The 15,344-nt window shown below is 72.5% G+C and carries 18 protein-coding genes; 3 read left to right on the top strand and 15 right to left on the bottom strand.

The window, feature by feature from the left end; all coding sequences use genetic code 11:
* Nucleotides 1-5: 5 nt before the first annotated feature.
* The 12 genes from ACQPZA_RS06285 to clpS all read right to left on the bottom strand — a co-directional run bounded on the left by ACQPZA_RS06285 (nucleotide 6) and on the right by clpS (nucleotide 8,269).
* The gene (locus ACQPZA_RS06285) at nucleotides 6-407 is read right to left on the bottom strand and encodes a hypothetical protein (protein WP_433279193.1); all 402 of its coding nucleotides are present in this window, start codon (nucleotides 405-407) and stop codon (nucleotides 6-8) included.
* Nucleotides 400-762, bottom strand: coding sequence for a hypothetical protein (locus ACQPZA_RS06280; RefSeq protein WP_169394743.1), 363 nt, complete (start codon nucleotides 760-762; stop codon nucleotides 400-402). Before ACQPZA_RS06280 ends, ACQPZA_RS06285 begins: the two co-directional genes overlap by 8 nt.
* 49 nt (nucleotides 763-811) lie before the next feature.
* Nucleotides 812-1,654, bottom strand: a complete 843-nt coding sequence (gene murI, locus ACQPZA_RS06275) for a glutamate racemase (RefSeq protein ID WP_433279190.1) — start codon at nucleotides 1,652-1,654, stop codon at nucleotides 812-814.
* A 10-nt stretch (nucleotides 1,655-1,664) separates the two neighbouring features.
* Nucleotides 1,665-2,297, bottom strand: a complete 633-nt coding sequence (locus ACQPZA_RS06270; RefSeq protein ID WP_433279188.1) for a rhomboid family intramembrane serine protease — start codon at nucleotides 2,295-2,297, stop codon at nucleotides 1,665-1,667.
* Between the two features lie 167 nt (nucleotides 2,298-2,464).
* Nucleotides 2,465-3,289 (bottom strand): alpha/beta fold hydrolase, encoded by an 825-nt coding sequence (locus tag ACQPZA_RS06265; RefSeq protein WP_169394741.1) that lies wholly within the window; start codon nucleotides 3,287-3,289, stop codon nucleotides 2,465-2,467.
* Between the two features lie 134 nt (nucleotides 3,290-3,423).
* Nucleotides 3,424-4,281 (bottom strand): alpha/beta hydrolase, encoded by an 858-nt coding sequence (locus ACQPZA_RS06260; protein ID WP_433279186.1) that lies wholly within the window; start codon nucleotides 4,279-4,281, stop codon nucleotides 3,424-3,426.
* A 109-nt stretch (nucleotides 4,282-4,390) separates the two neighbouring features.
* The gene (locus ACQPZA_RS06255; RefSeq protein WP_433279184.1) at nucleotides 4,391-5,380 is read right to left on the bottom strand and encodes a helix-turn-helix domain-containing protein; all 990 of its coding nucleotides are present in this window, start codon (nucleotides 5,378-5,380) and stop codon (nucleotides 4,391-4,393) included.
* A 117-nt stretch (nucleotides 5,381-5,497) separates the two neighbouring features.
* A complete protein-coding gene (locus tag ACQPZA_RS06250) occupies nucleotides 5,498-6,448 on the bottom strand; it encodes a PLP-dependent cysteine synthase family protein (protein ID WP_433279182.1) in 951 nt (316 codons plus the stop codon).
* Nucleotides 6,449-6,479: 31 nt separating this feature from the next.
* On the bottom strand, nucleotides 6,480-6,752 hold the full coding sequence (locus tag ACQPZA_RS06245) for a MoaD/ThiS family protein (protein WP_169394737.1): 273 nt from the start codon (nucleotides 6,750-6,752) through the stop codon (nucleotides 6,480-6,482).
* A 50-nt stretch (nucleotides 6,753-6,802) separates the two neighbouring features.
* Nucleotides 6,803-7,282 carry a Mov34/MPN/PAD-1 family protein gene (locus tag ACQPZA_RS06240; RefSeq protein WP_433279180.1) on the bottom strand — a complete coding sequence of 160 codons (480 nt, stop codon included), beginning with the start codon at nucleotides 7,280-7,282 and terminating at the stop codon, nucleotides 6,803-6,805.
* Nucleotides 7,283-7,424: 142 nt separating this feature from the next.
* Nucleotides 7,425-7,976 (bottom strand): DUF2017 domain-containing protein, encoded by a 552-nt coding sequence (locus tag ACQPZA_RS06235; RefSeq protein ID WP_169394735.1) that lies wholly within the window; start codon nucleotides 7,974-7,976, stop codon nucleotides 7,425-7,427.
* Nucleotides 7,973-8,269: an ATP-dependent Clp protease adapter ClpS gene (clpS, locus tag ACQPZA_RS06230; protein WP_169394758.1), complete on the bottom strand. Its 297-nt coding sequence runs from the start codon at nucleotides 8,267-8,269 to the stop codon at nucleotides 7,973-7,975. The genes ACQPZA_RS06235 and clpS overlap by 4 nt, the downstream gene beginning before the upstream one ends.
* An 81-nt stretch (nucleotides 8,270-8,350) precedes the next feature.
* Here clpS and ACQPZA_RS06225 point away from each other — a divergent pair, with 81 nt between their 5' ends.
* Complete coding sequence (locus ACQPZA_RS06225; RefSeq protein WP_433279178.1) at nucleotides 8,351-9,658, top strand: nicotinate phosphoribosyltransferase; 1,308 nt, start codon at nucleotides 8,351-8,353, stop codon at nucleotides 9,656-9,658.
* Nucleotides 9,655-10,227, top strand: a complete 573-nt coding sequence (locus tag ACQPZA_RS06220; protein ID WP_433279177.1) for an isochorismatase family protein — start codon at nucleotides 9,655-9,657, stop codon at nucleotides 10,225-10,227. Before ACQPZA_RS06225 ends, ACQPZA_RS06220 begins: the two co-directional genes overlap by 4 nt.
* 47 nt (nucleotides 10,228-10,274) lie before the next feature.
* On the opposite strand, the gene ACQPZA_RS06215 is transcribed toward ACQPZA_RS06220, so the two are convergent.
* The gene (locus ACQPZA_RS06215) at nucleotides 10,275-11,180 is read right to left on the bottom strand and encodes an acyl-CoA thioesterase (RefSeq protein WP_433279175.1); all 906 of its coding nucleotides are present in this window, start codon (nucleotides 11,178-11,180) and stop codon (nucleotides 10,275-10,277) included.
* 136 nt (nucleotides 11,181-11,316) lie between these two features.
* On the opposite strand from ACQPZA_RS06215, the gene ACQPZA_RS06210 reads away from it, so the two are divergent.
* Entirely contained in the window at nucleotides 11,317-13,350 is a 2,034-nt protein-coding gene (locus ACQPZA_RS06210; RefSeq protein WP_433279173.1) for an ATP-dependent DNA helicase, read from the top strand.
* Between the two features lie 12 nt (nucleotides 13,351-13,362).
* On the opposite strand, the gene ACQPZA_RS06205 is transcribed toward ACQPZA_RS06210, so the two are convergent.
* Together ACQPZA_RS06205 and serB are read right to left on the bottom strand one after the other, a co-directional pair.
* Nucleotides 13,363-14,100, bottom strand: coding sequence for a peptidyl-tRNA hydrolase (locus ACQPZA_RS06205; RefSeq protein ID WP_433279171.1), 738 nt, complete (start codon nucleotides 14,098-14,100; stop codon nucleotides 13,363-13,365).
* The gene (serB, locus tag ACQPZA_RS06200; RefSeq protein WP_433279169.1) at nucleotides 14,097-15,335 is read right to left on the bottom strand and encodes a phosphoserine phosphatase SerB; all 1,239 of its coding nucleotides are present in this window, start codon (nucleotides 15,333-15,335) and stop codon (nucleotides 14,097-14,099) included. The genes ACQPZA_RS06205 and serB overlap by 4 nt, the downstream gene beginning before the upstream one ends.
* Nucleotides 15,336-15,344 lie beyond the last annotated feature (9 nt).

The raw sequence follows: 15,344 nt of genomic DNA, 5'->3' as shown, positions 1-15,344 counted from the left end.
GCACGCTAACGCGCGCGCGTGTGCCGCAGCCACCACAGCCCGATGAACGGGAGCACCAGCGGCACGAAGCCGTAGCCCCGCCCGTACACCGACCACACCGTGTCGTCGGGGAAGTCGGCGGCGTCGAGCACGGTGAGCGTGCCGACGATCAGCACCCCGGCCAGCTCGAACCCGACGGCGGCCCACGCCAGCCTGCGGGCGCCGGGTCCGCGGCCGTTGAGACCGATCGTCGCCAGGATGTAGACGACGCCCGCCACCAGGGAGAGCAGGAAGGCGAGCGGAGCCTCGTGGAACTTCGTGGCGATCTGCACGAGCGCACGTGCGGTGGCCGACAGGGCGAACACGCCGTAGACGGCGATCAGCACCCGGCCCGGGCCGGACGAGGTGGCGCGGGCGGGCTCAGGCACCGGCGAGCCACAGTCCCTGCAGCCGCCACACGGCCACGGCGGTGGCGATCGCGCCGACGGCGATGACGGTGCCGCCCCAGCGGGTGGGCTCGGCCGTGGCGAACTGGGTGGCGATCGGCAGCACGCACACCGACACGACCAGATAGATCAGGAACGTCTGCGTCTCCGGCAGCGCGGTGCCGGAGAACACCCGGACGGCCGCGATGGCCGCCTGCACGACGAGCAGTACCTCGACGGCACCGACCGCGAGGCGCATCGTGCGGTCCGGGGGGCGGTTCAGGATCGTGAGCACCACTCCGAAGACCGCCAGGGCACCGGTCGCGACGAGCACCAGTATCTCCAGGGCGTCGATCACGGTGGGTGACGCTACCCGCCGGCCGGCCGCGGAACCTGGTCAGCCTCCCTCAGCCCGCGGTAGAAGCAGGCACGACGGCGGGGTGGGTGGCCAGCGCGGACACCGTGGCGATCTCCGGGCCGAGGAAGCGGCGCCCGAGCCTGCGGAACGGCTCCGGGTCGCCGGTGGCGAGGAACTGGTGGGGGCCGGGTGGCGGCCCGGCCGGGTCGCGGGCGAGGTCGCTGTCCATGAGCACGCGCACGAGGTCCTTGGCCGTCTCGTCGGCACTGGACACCAGCGTGACGTCGGGGCCCAGCACGATCTGCAGCACGCCCGCGAGCAGCGGGTAGTGGGTGCAGCCGAGCACGACCGTGTCGACCTCGGCTCGCTGCAGCGGCTCGAGGTAGCTCTGGGCGAGGCCGAGGATCTGCCGCCCGCTGGTCATGCCGCGCTCGACGAAGTCGACGAAGCGCGGGCACGCCACGGCCGTGACCTCGACGTCGCGGGCGGCGGCGAACGAGTCGGTGTAGGCCCCGGACGCGATGGTGGCGCGGGTGCCGATGACCCCGATCCGGCCGTTGCGCGTGGCCGCGACGGCCCGGCGGACGGCAGGACGCACGACCTCGACGACCGGCACCGGGTAGCGCTCGCGGATGTCGGGAAGGCAGGCCGCCGAGGCGGAGTTGCACGCCACGACCAGCGCCTTGACCCCGCGCTCCTGGAGCGCGTCGCCGACCTCGAGCGCGTAGCGGCGGATGTCGGCGATCCGCAGCGGGCCGTAGGGGCCGTGCGCGGTGTCACCGACGTAGACGACCTGCTCGGCGGGCAGCAGGTCGATCACCGCCCGCGTCACCGTCAGACCGCCGACGCCCGAGTCGAAGATGCCGATCGGCGCGTCGATCCCTGGGGTCACGGCGGGAATTCTAGGCGCCGAGGGCAGGGGCCGGCCGGGAGCGGCGGCGGTCGGCCTGCGCCACGAGCCGGGCGGCGAGCAGGCCGGCCAGCGCCCCGAAGAGGTGGGCCTGCCAGGAGATGCCCGGCTGCCCGGGCAGGATCCCGAACAGGATGCCTCCCCAGATCACGAACAGCACCACACCCAGCACGATCTGGCGGCCGCTGCGGGCGAAGAACCCGCGGGCGAGCAGGAACACCAGCCACCCGAAGATCACCCCGGACGCCCCGATCGTGGACGTGTTCGGCGGCCCGATCAGCCACACGCCGAGCCCGCCCAGCAGCCAGATCGTGGCGGTCACGAACACGAACTGCCGGATCCCGCCCGCCATGGCGAGGAACCCGAAGACGAGGAACGGGATGGTGTTGGCCAGCAGGTGCGGCCACCCCGCGTGGAGCAGCGGGGCCCACAGGATCCCGTCGAGCCCGTCCACCGAACGCGGCACGATGCCGTCGTTGTCCAGACGCAGTCCCGAGAGCTGGTCGACGGCCTCGGACACGTAGAGCAGCCCGGTGAAGAAGAGCATCGTGAACAGCGCGAGCACCGGCGAGGGCGGGAGCACTCGGGCGATCGACCGGCGGGACGCGGGCGCAGGGACGACCATGTGACCGAGGCTACCCGCGGATCGCCGGTCTTCCAGGGCCTTTCAGGGTTCCTTCAGGGGGGCCGGCCGGCGGAACCCGCCGTCGGACGGCCGGCCGCCGCGCCGAGCGACGCGGCCACCGCACCATCCGGTGACCGCGCCGCGTCAGGTAGGCCTGACGGCCCGGGTCAGGACTGCAGCCACTCCAGAAGATCGGCGTTGATCGTCGCGGCTTCGGTGGTCGGCATGCCGTGCGGGAACCCGGGGTAGCTCTTGAGGGTCCCGTTCTGCACGAGTTCCGCGGACAGCGGCCCGGAGTCGGCGTAGGGGACGATCTGGTCGTCCTCGCCGTGCATGACCAGGACGGGCACCGTGATCCGCTTCAGGTCCTCGGTGAAGTCGGTCTGGGAGAACGCGACGATGCCGTCGTAGTGGGCCTTCGCCCCGCCCATCATCCCCTGCCGCCACCAGTTCTCGATGATCGCTTCCGACGCCGTCGCGCCGGGACGGTTGTAGCCGTAGAACGGCCCCGTCGGGAGGGCCCGGTAGAACTCGGACCGGTTGGCGGCCAGCTGGGCCTGCAGGTCGTCGAACACGCTCTTGGGCAGGCCGCCGGGGTTGCTCTCGGTCTGCACCATGATCGGAGGCACCGCGCTGATGAGCACCGCCCGGCTGACGCGCTCCTCACCGTGCTGCCCGATGTAGTGGGCCACCTCGCCACCGCCGGTGGAGTGGCCGACGTGGATGGCGTCGCGCAGATCGAGGTGTTCGGTCAGGGCGGCCAGGTCGGCGGCGTAGTGGTCCATGTCGTGCCCGCCGCTGGTCTGGGTCGAGCGGCCGTGCCCACGCCGGTCGTGCGCGATCACGCGGTAGCCGTGCTCGAGGAAGAACAACATCTGGGTGTCCCAGTCGTCGGCCGAGAGCGGCCAGCCATGGCTGAACACTATGGGTTGCCCGGACCCCCAGTCCTTGTAGTAGATCTCCGTGCCGTCCGTCGTGGTGATGGTGGTCATGGTTCCCTCCGAGGAATGTGGTGCCGTCGCTGCTGTGTCGGCTGCTGATCCCGGCGTCGCACGTCGCACACCGGGCGAAGCGGCTCCCCGATCCTGCTCTCCGCACCGTTGCTTGTCAGGGTGAACCGCGCTGGTCAGCTGAGCGACGACGGTGTGAAGCGGTCGAGGAAGGCGAGCGAGACGTCGGCCACCTCGGCCCAGCCGTGGTCGATCGTGAGCGAGTGACCGCGGCCGGGGATCTCGGCGATCTCGGTGATGCCGTCGTTCTTCTGCTGCAGCTTCACCATCGCGTGGGTGATGGCGAGCGGAATGGTGTTGTCCGCCTGTCCGGCGATGATCAGGAGCGGCCCACGGTCGGGGTTGTGCACGTCGACCTGCGCTTCTGTCCAGGGGTTGAGGTTCGCCGTGACGGCCTGGAAGAGCGGCGCGCCTGCCGCGGCCACGTGGTACTCGTCGTACAGCCGGCGCGCCTCGTCCTCGCCGAGGTTGTTCACCCAGGCGTAGGAGAACTGCTCGAAGGTGAGCGACACCGCCCGCCCGGCGTTGGCCGGGTTACCCAGGATCGGGGCCCCGGACCTCAACGCCGACCACGGGACGGGCAGGACGCCGCGGAAGGGTGCGGGGTCGATGGCGACGGTTGCCGTGGCCGCGCCCTCCCCCGCGAGCTTCTGCGCGATGAGTCCGCCGAAGGAGTGGCCCACGAGGCCGGGCTTGCGCTCCAGCCGGCTCAGCGCGTCGAGGTAGTGGTCGGTGACGACGCCGATCATCTTGTGGGCGAAGACCGAGGGGTCCTGCCGCGCCTCGGCGACGGTCTCCGGGTCGTCCGGCCAGCCGGGTGCGATGGTGGCGTAGCCGCGCTCCTCGAAGTGGGCGCGCCACTTGTCCCAGCTGCTCGACAGCAGCCAGAGGCCGTGGACGAAGGCGACCGTCGGGCGGCCCGAGGCGTTGGCGCTCTCGATCTCGGCCAGTTCGCGCTCGGTGAGTGTCGGCATGGGGAAGCTCCTCTTGTCGGGACACGGGGACGGTAGGAGCGGTGGCGGCAGCCGGTCTTGCACCAGCGCGCACAGGGTTGTCTCCACCCTGCGCAGCACCTCGTTCGCGCTAGGCGTCGTTCTCGACGCCTGCCCGCGTTCGCGCTGTCGTGCGGAGCCGCCACTCCCGCGGAGGGACGTCGAAGCGCCTGCCGAAGGTTCGCGAGAAGTGCGCCTGGTCGGCGAAGCCGGAACGGTAGGCGACCTCCGCGATGGACAGGTGCGCCGCGGCGGGGTCGCTCAGCAGCTTGGCGGCGTGATCGAGCCGTCGGGAGCGGATGTGTTCGCCCAGGCTGACCTCGCGCCGGCGGAGGATCAGGTAGAGGTATCGCACGGAGATGCTGTGAGCTGCCGCGATGTGTGCGGCGTCGAGCGATCCGTCGAGGGCGTGCCGATCGATGTAGGCCACGATGCGCTCACCGAGGCTCGCCGCGAGTGGCCCGCTCGCGGCCCGCTCGTTCCCGGTGGTGAGGAGCACGAGCGCACGCATCAGCCCGATGACCGCCTGTTCCATCACCTCCCACGGCTGGTCGGGCGCGGCGGCCAGGTCGGTCGTCAGGCGGTCGACGAGGGCCGCGACGGTGGCCGCGACGGGTTCGGAGTCGTCGAAGGGCCGGTTCAGGGCCGCGCGGATGGCGGAGACCGGAAGCCGCAGCTCCTGGTACGGCACGGTGATCGTCGTCATCACGCACTCGTGGTCCTGAGTCATCCGCAGCGGCAGGTCCGCGCTGGTGAACGACATGGATCGAGGGGTGAGGGAGAACACCTGATCGTCGTGGTGGACCGTGAGCGCCCCCCGGTGGAGCCAGTGCAGGGTGATCGCCGGTTCGACAGCGGTGTCGTCGGTGGTGAGCTCACGAAGAGCCGTCCCGGTGACGCCCTGGACGCTGAATCGCTCGACACGCACCCGGCCCAGTGCGGCGGTCGCGAACGCGGCCCGGACGTCGGTGGTCCGGCGGAACCGGACCTGGACGGGCATCGGGTTCTGCGCGAACGCATCGCGTAGCGCCTGCGGCCGAAGCGGCGCCGGCACGGCGTCGAGTGAGAACGTCGAGAGCACGCCAGCTCCTGTCGGCCGTCCCTCACCGACGGTGAGTGCATCAGAGTGTCGAGATCATATCGGCGCCGGCTCGCCCACCCACAAGAGATCGTCGCTTGTTCAACCACTCGTCGGCGGCTAGGCCCAGAGCTGGCCCTCGATGCCCTCAGCGGCCTCGTCGAGCTCACCGGAGTAGGCGCCCGTGGACAGGTACTTCCATCCCGCGTCGCACACGACGATGACGATGTCGGCCGTGTCGCCCGCGCCCGCGGCCTTCTCCGCGACGGCGAGAGCGGCGTGCAGGATGCCGCCGGTGGAGATGCCCGCGAAGATGCCCTCCTTCTCCACGAGCAGGCGGGTGCGGCGCAGCGCGTCGCGCGAGCCCACCGAGTAGCGGGCGGTGAGCACCTCGGGGTCGTACAGCTCGGGGACGAAGCCCTCGTCGAGGTTCCGCAGGCCGTACACCAGCTCGCCGTAGCGCGGCTCGGCCGCCACGATCTGCACGTCCGGCTTGTGCTCGCGCAGGTAGCGCCCGGTGCCCACCAGCGTGCCCGTGGTGCCGAGGCCGGCGACGAAGTGGGTGATCGTGGGCAGGTCGCGCAGGATCTCCGGGCCGGTGGTGCGGTAGTGCGCGTCGGCGTTGGCCGGGTTGCCGTACTGGTAGAGCATCACCCACTCGGGGTGCTCCGCAGCGAGCTCCTTGGCCATCGCGACGGCCTGGTTGGAGCCCCCCGCCGCGGGCGAGGAGATGATCTGCGCGCCGTACATCTCGAGGAGCTGCCTGCGCTCGATCGAGGTGTTCTCCGGCATCACGCAGATCAGGTTGTAGCCCTTGAGCTTGCAGGCCATCGCGAGTGAGATGCCGGTGTTGCCGGACGTGGGTTCGAGCACCGTGCAGCCGGGCGTCAGCAGCCCGTCCGCCTCGGCCTTCTCGATCATGGCGAGGGCGGGGCGGTCCTTGATGGAACCGGTGGGGTTGCGGTCCTCGAGCTTCGCCCAGAGCCGTACCTCCGGGGTGGGCGAGAGGTTCGGCAGGCCGACGAGCGGGGTGTCCCCCACCGCGGCGAGCAGTGAGTCGTAGCGGGCCATGCCCGGCCTTCCTTCCGCTCCGCCCGCGCTCTCAGCCGCCGGCGACGGCGGGCAGGATCGTGACGGTGGAGTTCTCGCCGACCGGGGCCTCGAGGCCGCCGGCGAAACGCACGTCCTCGTCGTCGACGTAGATGTTGACGAAGCGGTGCAGCGAGCCGTTGTTGACCAGCCGGCCGGCGATGCCGCCGTGGCGCGCCTCGAGGTCGTTGATCACCTCGCCGACGGTGTTGCCCTTCGCCTCGACGGACTTCTCGCCGCCGGTGTGCGTGCGGAGGATGGTGGGGATGGACACGGTGACGGCCATGGTGATGCTCCAGGTCGGATCGTTCGGGCGGTCGCGGAAAGGGCGGGGCGTCAGACCGACGCGTCCCTGTCGGGGACGTCGTCCGCGCCCGTGTGCGCGAACATGTAAGTCTCCACGACGTCGACCTGTTCCTCGGTGACCACACCGTCCACGATCCGGAACGACCGGAGCTCGTGCCCCGTGTGGTTCGGCTCGGCCTCGTCACGCGTGGACACGAGCACGTAGTGCGCCTCGGGCTCGGAGGCGAGGGAGATGTCGGTGCGCGACGGGTGGGCCTCGGTGGCCGTGTGCGAGTGGTAGATCACCACGGGCACCTCGCCACGGGCGTCCATCTCGCGGTAGAGCCGGAGCAGGTCGCCGGAGTCGAACTCGTAGAAGGTGGGCGACCGGGCCGCGTTGAGCATCGGGACGAACCGCTCCGGCCGGTCCGAGCCCTCGGGTCCGGCGATGACACCGCACGCCTCGTCGGGGTGGTCCCGGCGGGCGTGGGCGACGATCTCCGCAACGAGATCGGCTCGAATCACCAGCACCACACCAGCGTACGGCTCGACACCGCCTCGGTGCACTCCGCACGGGACGGCTCACACCCCGTACTGCTAGTGCGATGGCCACAAACGTCCACCGGGTTCCTCGCGGGCCGCGATCAACCCGGCAACGTTCGTGGCCACCGCTCTAGCGGATCTGCATCCTCGTCTGCACCAGCGCGTCCTGCACGAACGTGAGCCAGTGGTAGACGCCCATGTGGGTGGCGCGCGGGTCGTCCGACGGGAGCTGCTCGGGCATGTCCTCGCTCACGTCGAGTGCGGTGCCGAGGGCGAGCCGCACGTCGTTGAGCGAGGCGAGCCAGGCGTCGGCCTGGTCGGGGGTGAGCTCCACCCGGCCGCCCGACTCGGGCAACGTCTCGAGCACCACGGCGGCGTTGGAGTCCTTGGCCTCGATCAGCTCGGGCTCGTGCAGGGAGCGCAGGCCGGCGGCGAGGTCGGTGTCCTCGGTGGTGAAGTCGGGCAGCAGCCGCGCGAGGACCCGGTCGGTGGGCCGGGTGGAGGGCCCGGTGCGCATGCCGGTGAGGATCGCGAGCTCGTCGGCCGGGTTGTCGTCGGCACGGCCGGCGAGGATCTGCCGGACCTCGCCCACCAGGCCGCGCAGCACGGCGGCCTCCTGTGCCTCGAGCGACGCGACCAGCCGGGCCTTGGCTCCCCGCCCGGAGCGCTTCCAGCCGTTCATGCGCGCTGCATGGTGGCCCAGAGACCGGCCGCGTGCAGTTTGGCCACGTCGGCCTCGATCTTGTCCTTGTCGCCTGCCGAGACCGCAGCCTTGCCCTTGTGGTGCACGTCGAGCATCAGCGCGGTGGCCTTCGGCTCGGGGTAGCCGAAGAGCTTCTGCAGGACGTAGGTGACGTAGGACATGAGGTTGACTGGGTCGTTCCACACGATCGCCTGCCAGGGCGTGTCGACCACCGAGTCCTCGGCGAGCTCCGGGTCCACCTGGCGCGTGGGTGCGGGTAGCGGCGCGGCCATAACGTCCATGGTGACACCCCGGGTCCAGAAGGTGCACGGCAACATAGGGTCGGGACATGGTGAACGCCATGGGGTTGTGCGATGAGTGGTAGCCCGTCGACGGCGGGGGTCAGCACCGCGCTGCTGACCGACCGCTACGAGCTGACGATGGCGGCTGCCGCACTCGCCGACGGCACCGCGCAGCGGCACTGCGTGTTCGAGGTGTTCGCCCGCAGGCTCCCCGACGGGCGCCGGTACGGCGTGGTGGCCGGCACGGGCCGGCTGCTCGAGTCGATCGAGCGGTTCCGGTTCGGCGACCAGGAATTGCAGATGCTCGCCGACGTCGTCGACCGCGAGACGCTGGCGTGGCTCGCCGAGTACCGCTTCTCCGGGGACGTCGACGGCTACCCGGAGGGCGAGCTGTACTTCCCCGGCTCGCCCGTGCTCACCGTCAGCGGCACCTTCGCCGACGCGGTGCTGCTGGAGACGCTGGCCCTGTCGATCCTCAACCACGACAGCGCGATCGCCTCGGCCGCGTCGCGGATGGTGACGGCCGCGGCGGGCCGTCCCATCATCGAGATGGGCTCGCGGCGCACGCACGAGGCCGCCGCGGTGGCCGCCGCCCGCGCTGCGTACCTCGCCGGGTTCGTCGCCACGTCGAACCTGGAGGCCGAGCGCCGCCACGGGATCCCCACCACCGGCACCGCCGCCCACGCGTGGGTGCTCCTGCACGACGACGAACTGGGCGCGTTCAAGAGCCAGGTGGCCGCACTCGGGCCCGACACCACGCTTCTCGTCGACACCTACGACATCCGCCGGGGCATCGAGCTGGCCATCGAGGCCGCCGGCACGGGGCTCGGGGCGATCCGCATCGACTCCGGCGACCTCGGCGAGCTGGCCCGGCAGGCCCGCGACCAGCTCGACGCCCTCGGGGCCACGGCCACCAAGATCGTGCTCTCCGGCGACCTGGACGAGTACGCGATCGCGTCGCTGCGCGCCGAGCCCGTCGACTCCTACGGCGTGGGCACGTCGGTGGTCACGGGTTCCGGGGCGCCGACCGCGGGCATGGTCTACAAGCTGGTCGAGGTCGACGGGCGGCCCGTCGCCAAGCGCAGCGCGGCGAAGGAGTCCCGCGGCGGACGGAAGTCGGCGCTGCGGCGCTACAAGCCGACGGGCACGGCCATCGAGGAGGTCGTGCATCCCGTCACCGTCACGCCCGAGACCGGACCGCACGACCGGGTGGTCCCGATCCCGCTGATGCGCGGCGGCGAGCTGGTGGCCGGGCTGGCGACGCTGGAGGAGTCCCGCGGGCACCTGCGCACCGCGCTCGTGTCCGTGCCGTGGGAGGGGCTCAAGCTCTCCCGCGGCGAGCCGGCACTCCCCACCGTGTTCGAGGGGACCGCACGGTGACGCGGGCGCTGATCGTCGTCGACGTGCAGAACGACTTCTGCGAGGGCGGCTCCCTCGGTGTCGCGGGCGGGGCCGCGGTGGCGGCCGCGATCTCGGCGGCCCTGCAGGCCGGGGACCGCGAGCATCGCTGGGACCACGTCGTGGCCAGCCGCGACCACCACATCGATCCCGGCGCCCACTTCTCCGACGCCCCCGACTTCGTCGACACGTGGCCGCCGCACTGCCGGCACGGCTCACCCGGCGTGTCCTTCCACCCCGATCTCGACGTGGCCCGGATCGAGGCGGTGTTCGACAAGGGCCACCACTCCGCGGCCTACTCCGCGTTCGAGGGCACCGAGCCCGGCGGCACGGGGCTGGCCGAGTGGCTGCGCGCCCGCGACGTCGACACGGTGGACGTGGTGGGGATCGCCACCGACCACTGCGTGCGCGTCACCGCGCTGGACGCCGCCGCAGCCGGCTTCGCCACGACGGTGCTGCTGGACATGTGCGCCGGAGTGGCCGAGGAGACCACGAACCGCGCACTCACCCAGCTGCGAACCGCGGGCGTCGCCCTCGTTGCGGAGCCGTAGTGCTGTCAGCGGGCCTGCGCTGACAGCACTACGGCTACGAGGTGGGGTCAGACGTTGCGCATGCGGAAGGGCTCCAGGCGCGCGGCCAGGTCGCCCGGGTCGCCGGCCTCGTCCTCCAGCCGGTGGGCGCCGACGGCCTCGGCGAGGCCGATGCAGCGGGGGCCGTCGAACAGGCCGCACGCGTAGCGCACCTCGGTCTCGTCGAGGTCGAGCACGCCGACGCGCAGCTGGTAGATGCCCGGGTAGCGGACCTCGTCGAGGTAGTCGACCCGCAGCGAGCTCGGCGAGAGCCCGTCGAGCGGGCCACCGACGGGGTAGCCCAGCACGTCGAGGTGCAGCTCCGCGAGCCCGTCGAGGTACCAGCCGGCCAGCGCCACGTTGTTGACGTGCCGGTTCGGGTCGAGGTCGCCGAAGCGGGTGCGCACGTCCAGCCGGAACGGGTACGCCTCCCGGATCAGCCGGGACGGCCCGCGCTCGAGGCGGGTGGGGGCAGGAGCGTCGGTGCGGAGGGTCTCCAGCGCGGCGCGGACCGCGTCCGGGAGCGGGGCCGGCCCGCCGACGGTGGCGTGCACGCTGACCGACTCGCCGGTGGCGACGCACTCGTCGCCCGCGAAGACGCCGTAGGTGTAGGCGAACGACGAGTCGCCGATGTGGCTGACCCCGATGCCGATGCGGTACTGGCCGGTGTCGATGCGGGCGCCGGTCGCGCTACGGGGGATGACCTGCAGCGGGGCGAGCACGTCGACCCGTACCGAGGCGAGCAGCAGCCGCATCCGGGCGGTGAGGCCCGCACCGAAGACGTCCCGTTCGACGGCGATCCGCGCGTCCTCGAACCAGCGCACGATCGCGTCACGGCCGATTCGCCGGCTCGGGTCGAGGTCGTTGTAGCGGGCGGGGTGCTCGATCAGTACCGGGTAGGACGACGAGCGGAGCAGGAGGTGCGTGGACGTCACTCTGCTCATGATGGCGGACGCCCACACGCTCCCGGCAGGGACCCGCTATGGATCACGTGTGAGCCGCACTACCTGGTGCACCGCGGCAACGGCGGTTCGACCTCGGCCCGTCGGGCCCTCCGGGTAGCCTCCCGGGGTGCCCACCGCGACCCGACTGCCCGGCGTGGCGGAGCTGTTGGAGGCGGCCGTCGCCGCGGTCGGCGGGCAGCGGCGCGAGGGCCAGGACGCGATGGTCCAGGCCGTCCGCAAGGCCATCACCACCGGTGAACACGTGGCCGTGCAGGCCGGCACCGGCACCGGCAAGTCGCTTGCCTACCTGGTGCCCGCGATCCACCACGCCGTCGCGAAGGACTCCACGGTCGTGGTGTCCACCGCCACGATCGCGCTGCAACGCCAGCTGGTCGACCGCGATCTCCCGCGGCTCGCCAAGGCCCTCAAGCCACTGCTCGGCCGGGCGCCGACCTTCGCGATCCTGAAGGGCCGGCGCAACTACCTCTGCCTCAACAAGCTGCACGGCGGCGACGACGCGGACCCCGCCGACGAGCTGTTCGACCCGTTCGCGATCTCGGCGATGGGCCGCCAGATCAAGCGGCTGCACGAGTGGGCCGACACCAGCGACAAGGGCGACCGCGACGAGCTCGTCCCCGGCGTGCCCGACGCCACGTGGCGGCAGGTCTCCGTCACCGCACGGGAGTGCCTCGGGGCCGCGAAGTGCCCGGTCGGCGACGACTGTTTCGCCGAGAAGGCCCGCGCCGAGGCAGGCAAGGCCGACATCGTCGTCACCAACCACGCGCTGCTGGCCATCGACGCGCTGGAGGGCCGCCCCGTGCTGCCCGAGCACGACGTCGTGGTGGTCGACGAGGCCCACGAGCTGGTCGACCGGGTCACCGGCGTGGCCACGGCCGAGCTGACGTCCACCTCGATCGGCATCGCGTCGCGGCGGCTGGGCAAGCTCGTCGACCAGGCGGTCGCCGACCGGCTCGCCGAGGCGGGAGAGGGCCTCGCGATGGTGCTGGAGGACCTGCCGCCCGGCCGCTGGGACAGCCTCCCGCAGGCCGCGGTGGGCGCACTCTCGGCGGTCCGGGACGCCGCTGCCTCGTGCAAGCAGTCGCTGGGGTCGGAGCGGCGGGAGGAGCCCGACGCCGCCGCCGGCCGCAAGATCGCCCAGGCCTCGCTCGACGAGCTCGCCGACACCGCCGTCCGGCTGCTCGCGGCGTTCGAGGAGCCGGACCCGGCGAAACGCCGCGACGTGGTGTGGCTCGCGGAGCAGGGGCCCGACGGGGCCCGCCACAAGGTGCTGCGAGCCGCGCCGCTGTGGGTGGGCGGGCTGCTGCGCGAGCGGCTCTTCGGGCGGTCCACGGTGGTGCTGACCTCAGCCACGCTGGCTCTCGGCGGCAACTTCGACGCACTCGCCCGCCAGTGGGGCCTGCCCCCGGAGAAGGGCGCCGACGCGAAAACGGACGGCGCCGTCGAGGACGACCCGATCCCCGACCCCGACGCCCCGAAGTGGTCCGGCCTGGATGTCGGCTCGCCGTTCGCCCACGGCCGCAGCGGCATCCTCTACGTCGCCAAACGGCTCCCGCCCCCGGGCCGCGACGGGCTGCCGCCGTCCTACCTCGACGAGATCGCCGGCCTGGTGGAGGCCGCGGGCGGCCGCACCCTGGGGCTGTTCTCGTCGATGCGGGCGGCCAAGCAGGCCACCGAGGCGCTGCGCGACCGGCTCGACACCCCCCTGCTGTGCCAGGGCGACGACTCCACGATGCAGCTGGTGAAGAAGTTCGCCGAGGACGACGCGACGTCGCTGTTCGGCACGCTGTCGCTGTGGCAGGGCGTCGACGTCCCGGGGCCGTCGCTGTCCTGCGTGATCATCGACCGCATCCCGTTCCCGCGGCCGGACGATCCGCTGGTCGCGGCGCGCCAGCGGGCCACCGATGCACGCGGGGGCAACGGGTTCCTCACGGTGTCCGCCACCCACGCCGCTCTCCTGCTCGCCCAGGGCGCGGGGCGGCTGCTGCGCGGGATGGACGACCGCGGGGTCGTCGCGATCCTCGACCCGCGGCTGGCCACGGCCCGCTACGGCGGGTTCCTGCGCGCGTCGCTGCCCCCGTTCTGGCCCACCGACGACCGGGAGAAGGTGCACGCCGCACTGCGGCGGTTGCGCGGCGCCTGACCCCCGCGGAGCTCAGGCCGGCGGCGTGGCGATGCAGGTGATCGTGCCCGGCGCCACCTCGGTGAAGCCCGCGTCCCGCACGGACACCGCCTCGCCGCGCTTGACCTGGTCGCACAGCTGCGCCCATTGGGCCCCGCCCACCTCGCGCACGGCGAACGCGGGCACGGCCGTCAGGCGAAGCGCTGCCGCGTAGAGCATCGACGCGTGCCCGACCTGCGCCGCGGCCTTGCCCACCGTCATCTTCAGGTCCACGTTCACCCAGATCACCGGCCTGCCGGCCGGGAGCGGCCCGGGGTCGTCCGGCTCCAGGTCGGTGCCGCCGATCTGGAGCCGCGAGACCGTCCTCGGCACGTCGTCCACCGGTCCGGGCAGCAGCGCCCTCGCCTCGGCCCCGTCGACCTCGCAGGTGACGCCGGGCAGCTCCTGCACCGCGGCCCAGTGGGCGCCACGGGCCCGGCGGGCGATCTTGCGGATGCGGCCGCCCACCCAGGTGGCGACGGCGTCGTGCCACTCGCCGCCGGGCTGGGCCCGCGGGTCGAGGCAGACGGCGAGCGCCGCGGCGGCGGCCGCCTCCAGCACCGGGGTGCGGGGGGCCGGCGGCCGCTCCAGGCGCAGGACCACCGGCATCGCCCGCACGATGCCGTCCGCCTCCGGTGGGATGGTGGTGGCGGCGGGACGCCGCAGGAAACGGGCGGCGAGGGGCTCCAGGACGTCGGAGGGAGCCGTCTCGGTGGGCGCCGGGTCGGTCATGCGATCGGTACGCGGCGGACCATGCCTTCGGCGGCGTCCGCGCGTTCCACCTCGTCGCGCGTGATGCCCAGGACGAACAGCACCACGTCCAGGTACGGGAGGGAGAGCGCGGCGTCGGCCACCTCGCGCAGCGCGGGCTTCGCGTTGAACGCGATGCCGAGCCCCGCGGTGGACAGCATGTCGATGTCGTTGGCACCGTCGCCGACGGCGACGCACTGCTCCAGCGGGATGCCGAACGTCTCGGAGAACCGGCGCAGCGCCACGGCCTTGCCCGGCCGGTCGATGATCTCTCCGAGCACGCGCCCGGTCAGCCGCCCGTCGACGATCTCGAGCTCGTTGGCGGCGCAGAAGTCCAGCCCCAGCTCCGCCACCAGGCCGCTGATCACGCGCGTGAAGCCGCCAGACACCACCCCGCACCGGAAGCCGAGCCGCTTCAGCGTGCGGATCGTGGTGCGGGCGCCGGGGGTGAGCTCCAGCTCCCCCGCAACCTCACCGAGCACCGACTCCGGCAGCCCGGCGAGCACGGCGACCCGGCGACGCAGCGACTCGGCGAAGTCCAGCTCGCCGCGCATCGCCGCCTCGGTGACGGCCCGCACCTCCTCCTCGGCACCGGCGCGGGCGGCGAGCATCTCGATGACCTCGCCCTGCACCAGCGTGGAGTCGACGTCGAACACGATCAGCCGTTTGCTGCGACGGGCGAACCCGGCCCGCTCCACGGCGACGTCCACGCCCGCGGTGCGCGCCACCTCGACCAACCGGGCGCGCAGCGTGCCGGGCGGATGGGCGGAGCTGCCGCCGTTGGGGTCGGGAGAGACCATCAGCTCCAGCCCGGTGACCGGGTAGTCGGCCACGCGGCGGATGGAGTCGATGTTGGCTCCGACCCCGGCCAGCGCCTGCGCCACCGCCCCGAACGCCCGCGCCGTGATCGGGCGCCCGATCACCAGCACGACGTGCGTCGGGTGCCGCCGCTCCGCGGGGTCGTCGCCCACCTCGAGCGAGGTGTGCACCTGCATCGAGATGCTCGCCATCGCCTGCTCGACGGCCTCCTGGAGGCCCTCCGGGTCGTGGTGGGCCACCACCAGCGCTCCGAGCGTGAGCCGGCCCCGGATCACGACCTGCTCGATGTCGACCAGGTCGACCCCGTGCCGGATGAGCGCGGCGAACAGCACCGAGCTCACCCCTGGCCGGTCGGGGCCCGTGACCGTGATGAGAACGCTGGTGCCGGTGTCTGTCATCCGGGGTGC

The sequence above is a fragment of the Pseudonocardia xinjiangensis genome (genome assembly GCF_050948425.1).
GTDB classification, from domain to species: Bacteria; Actinomycetota; Actinomycetes; order Mycobacteriales; family Pseudonocardiaceae; genus Pseudonocardia; species Pseudonocardia xinjiangensis.
This window is presented reverse-complemented; position numbering and strand designations above follow the sequence as displayed.

Excerpts from the sequence above, each read along its gene's own strand:
- ACQPZA_RS06270 (WP_433279188.1), bottom strand. The coding sequence starts at position 2,297 with ATGGTCGTCCCTGCGCCCGCGTCCCGCCGGTCGATCGCCCGAGTGCTC.
- clpS (WP_169394758.1), bottom strand. The coding sequence starts at position 8,269 with ATGGCCGCGCCGCTACCCGCACCCACGCGCCAGGTGGACCCGGAGCTC.
- ACQPZA_RS06205 (WP_433279171.1), bottom strand. The coding sequence starts at position 14,100 with ATGACCGACCCGGCGCCCACCGAGACGGCTCCCTCCGACGTCCTGGAG.
- ACQPZA_RS06245 (WP_169394737.1), bottom strand. The coding sequence starts at position 6,752 with ATGGCCGTCACCGTGTCCATCCCCACCATCCTCCGCACGCACACCGGC.
- ACQPZA_RS06250 (WP_433279182.1), bottom strand. The coding sequence starts at position 6,448 with ATGGCCCGCTACGACTCACTGCTCGCCGCGGTGGGGGACACCCCGCTC.
- ACQPZA_RS06260 (WP_433279186.1), bottom strand. The coding sequence starts at position 4,281 with ATGCCGACACTCACCGAGCGCGAACTGGCCGAGATCGAGAGCGCCAAC.
- ACQPZA_RS06235 (WP_169394735.1), bottom strand. The coding sequence starts at position 7,976 with ATGAACGGCTGGAAGCGCTCCGGGCGGGGAGCCAAGGCCCGGCTGGTC.
- ACQPZA_RS06265 (WP_169394741.1), bottom strand. The coding sequence starts at position 3,289 with ATGACCACCATCACCACGACGGACGGCACGGAGATCTACTACAAGGAC.
- ACQPZA_RS06225 (WP_433279178.1), top strand. The coding sequence starts at position 8,351 with ATGAGTGGTAGCCCGTCGACGGCGGGGGTCAGCACCGCGCTGCTGACC.
- serB (WP_433279169.1), bottom strand. The coding sequence starts at position 15,335 with ATGACAGACACCGGCACCAGCGTTCTCATCACGGTCACGGGCCCCGAC.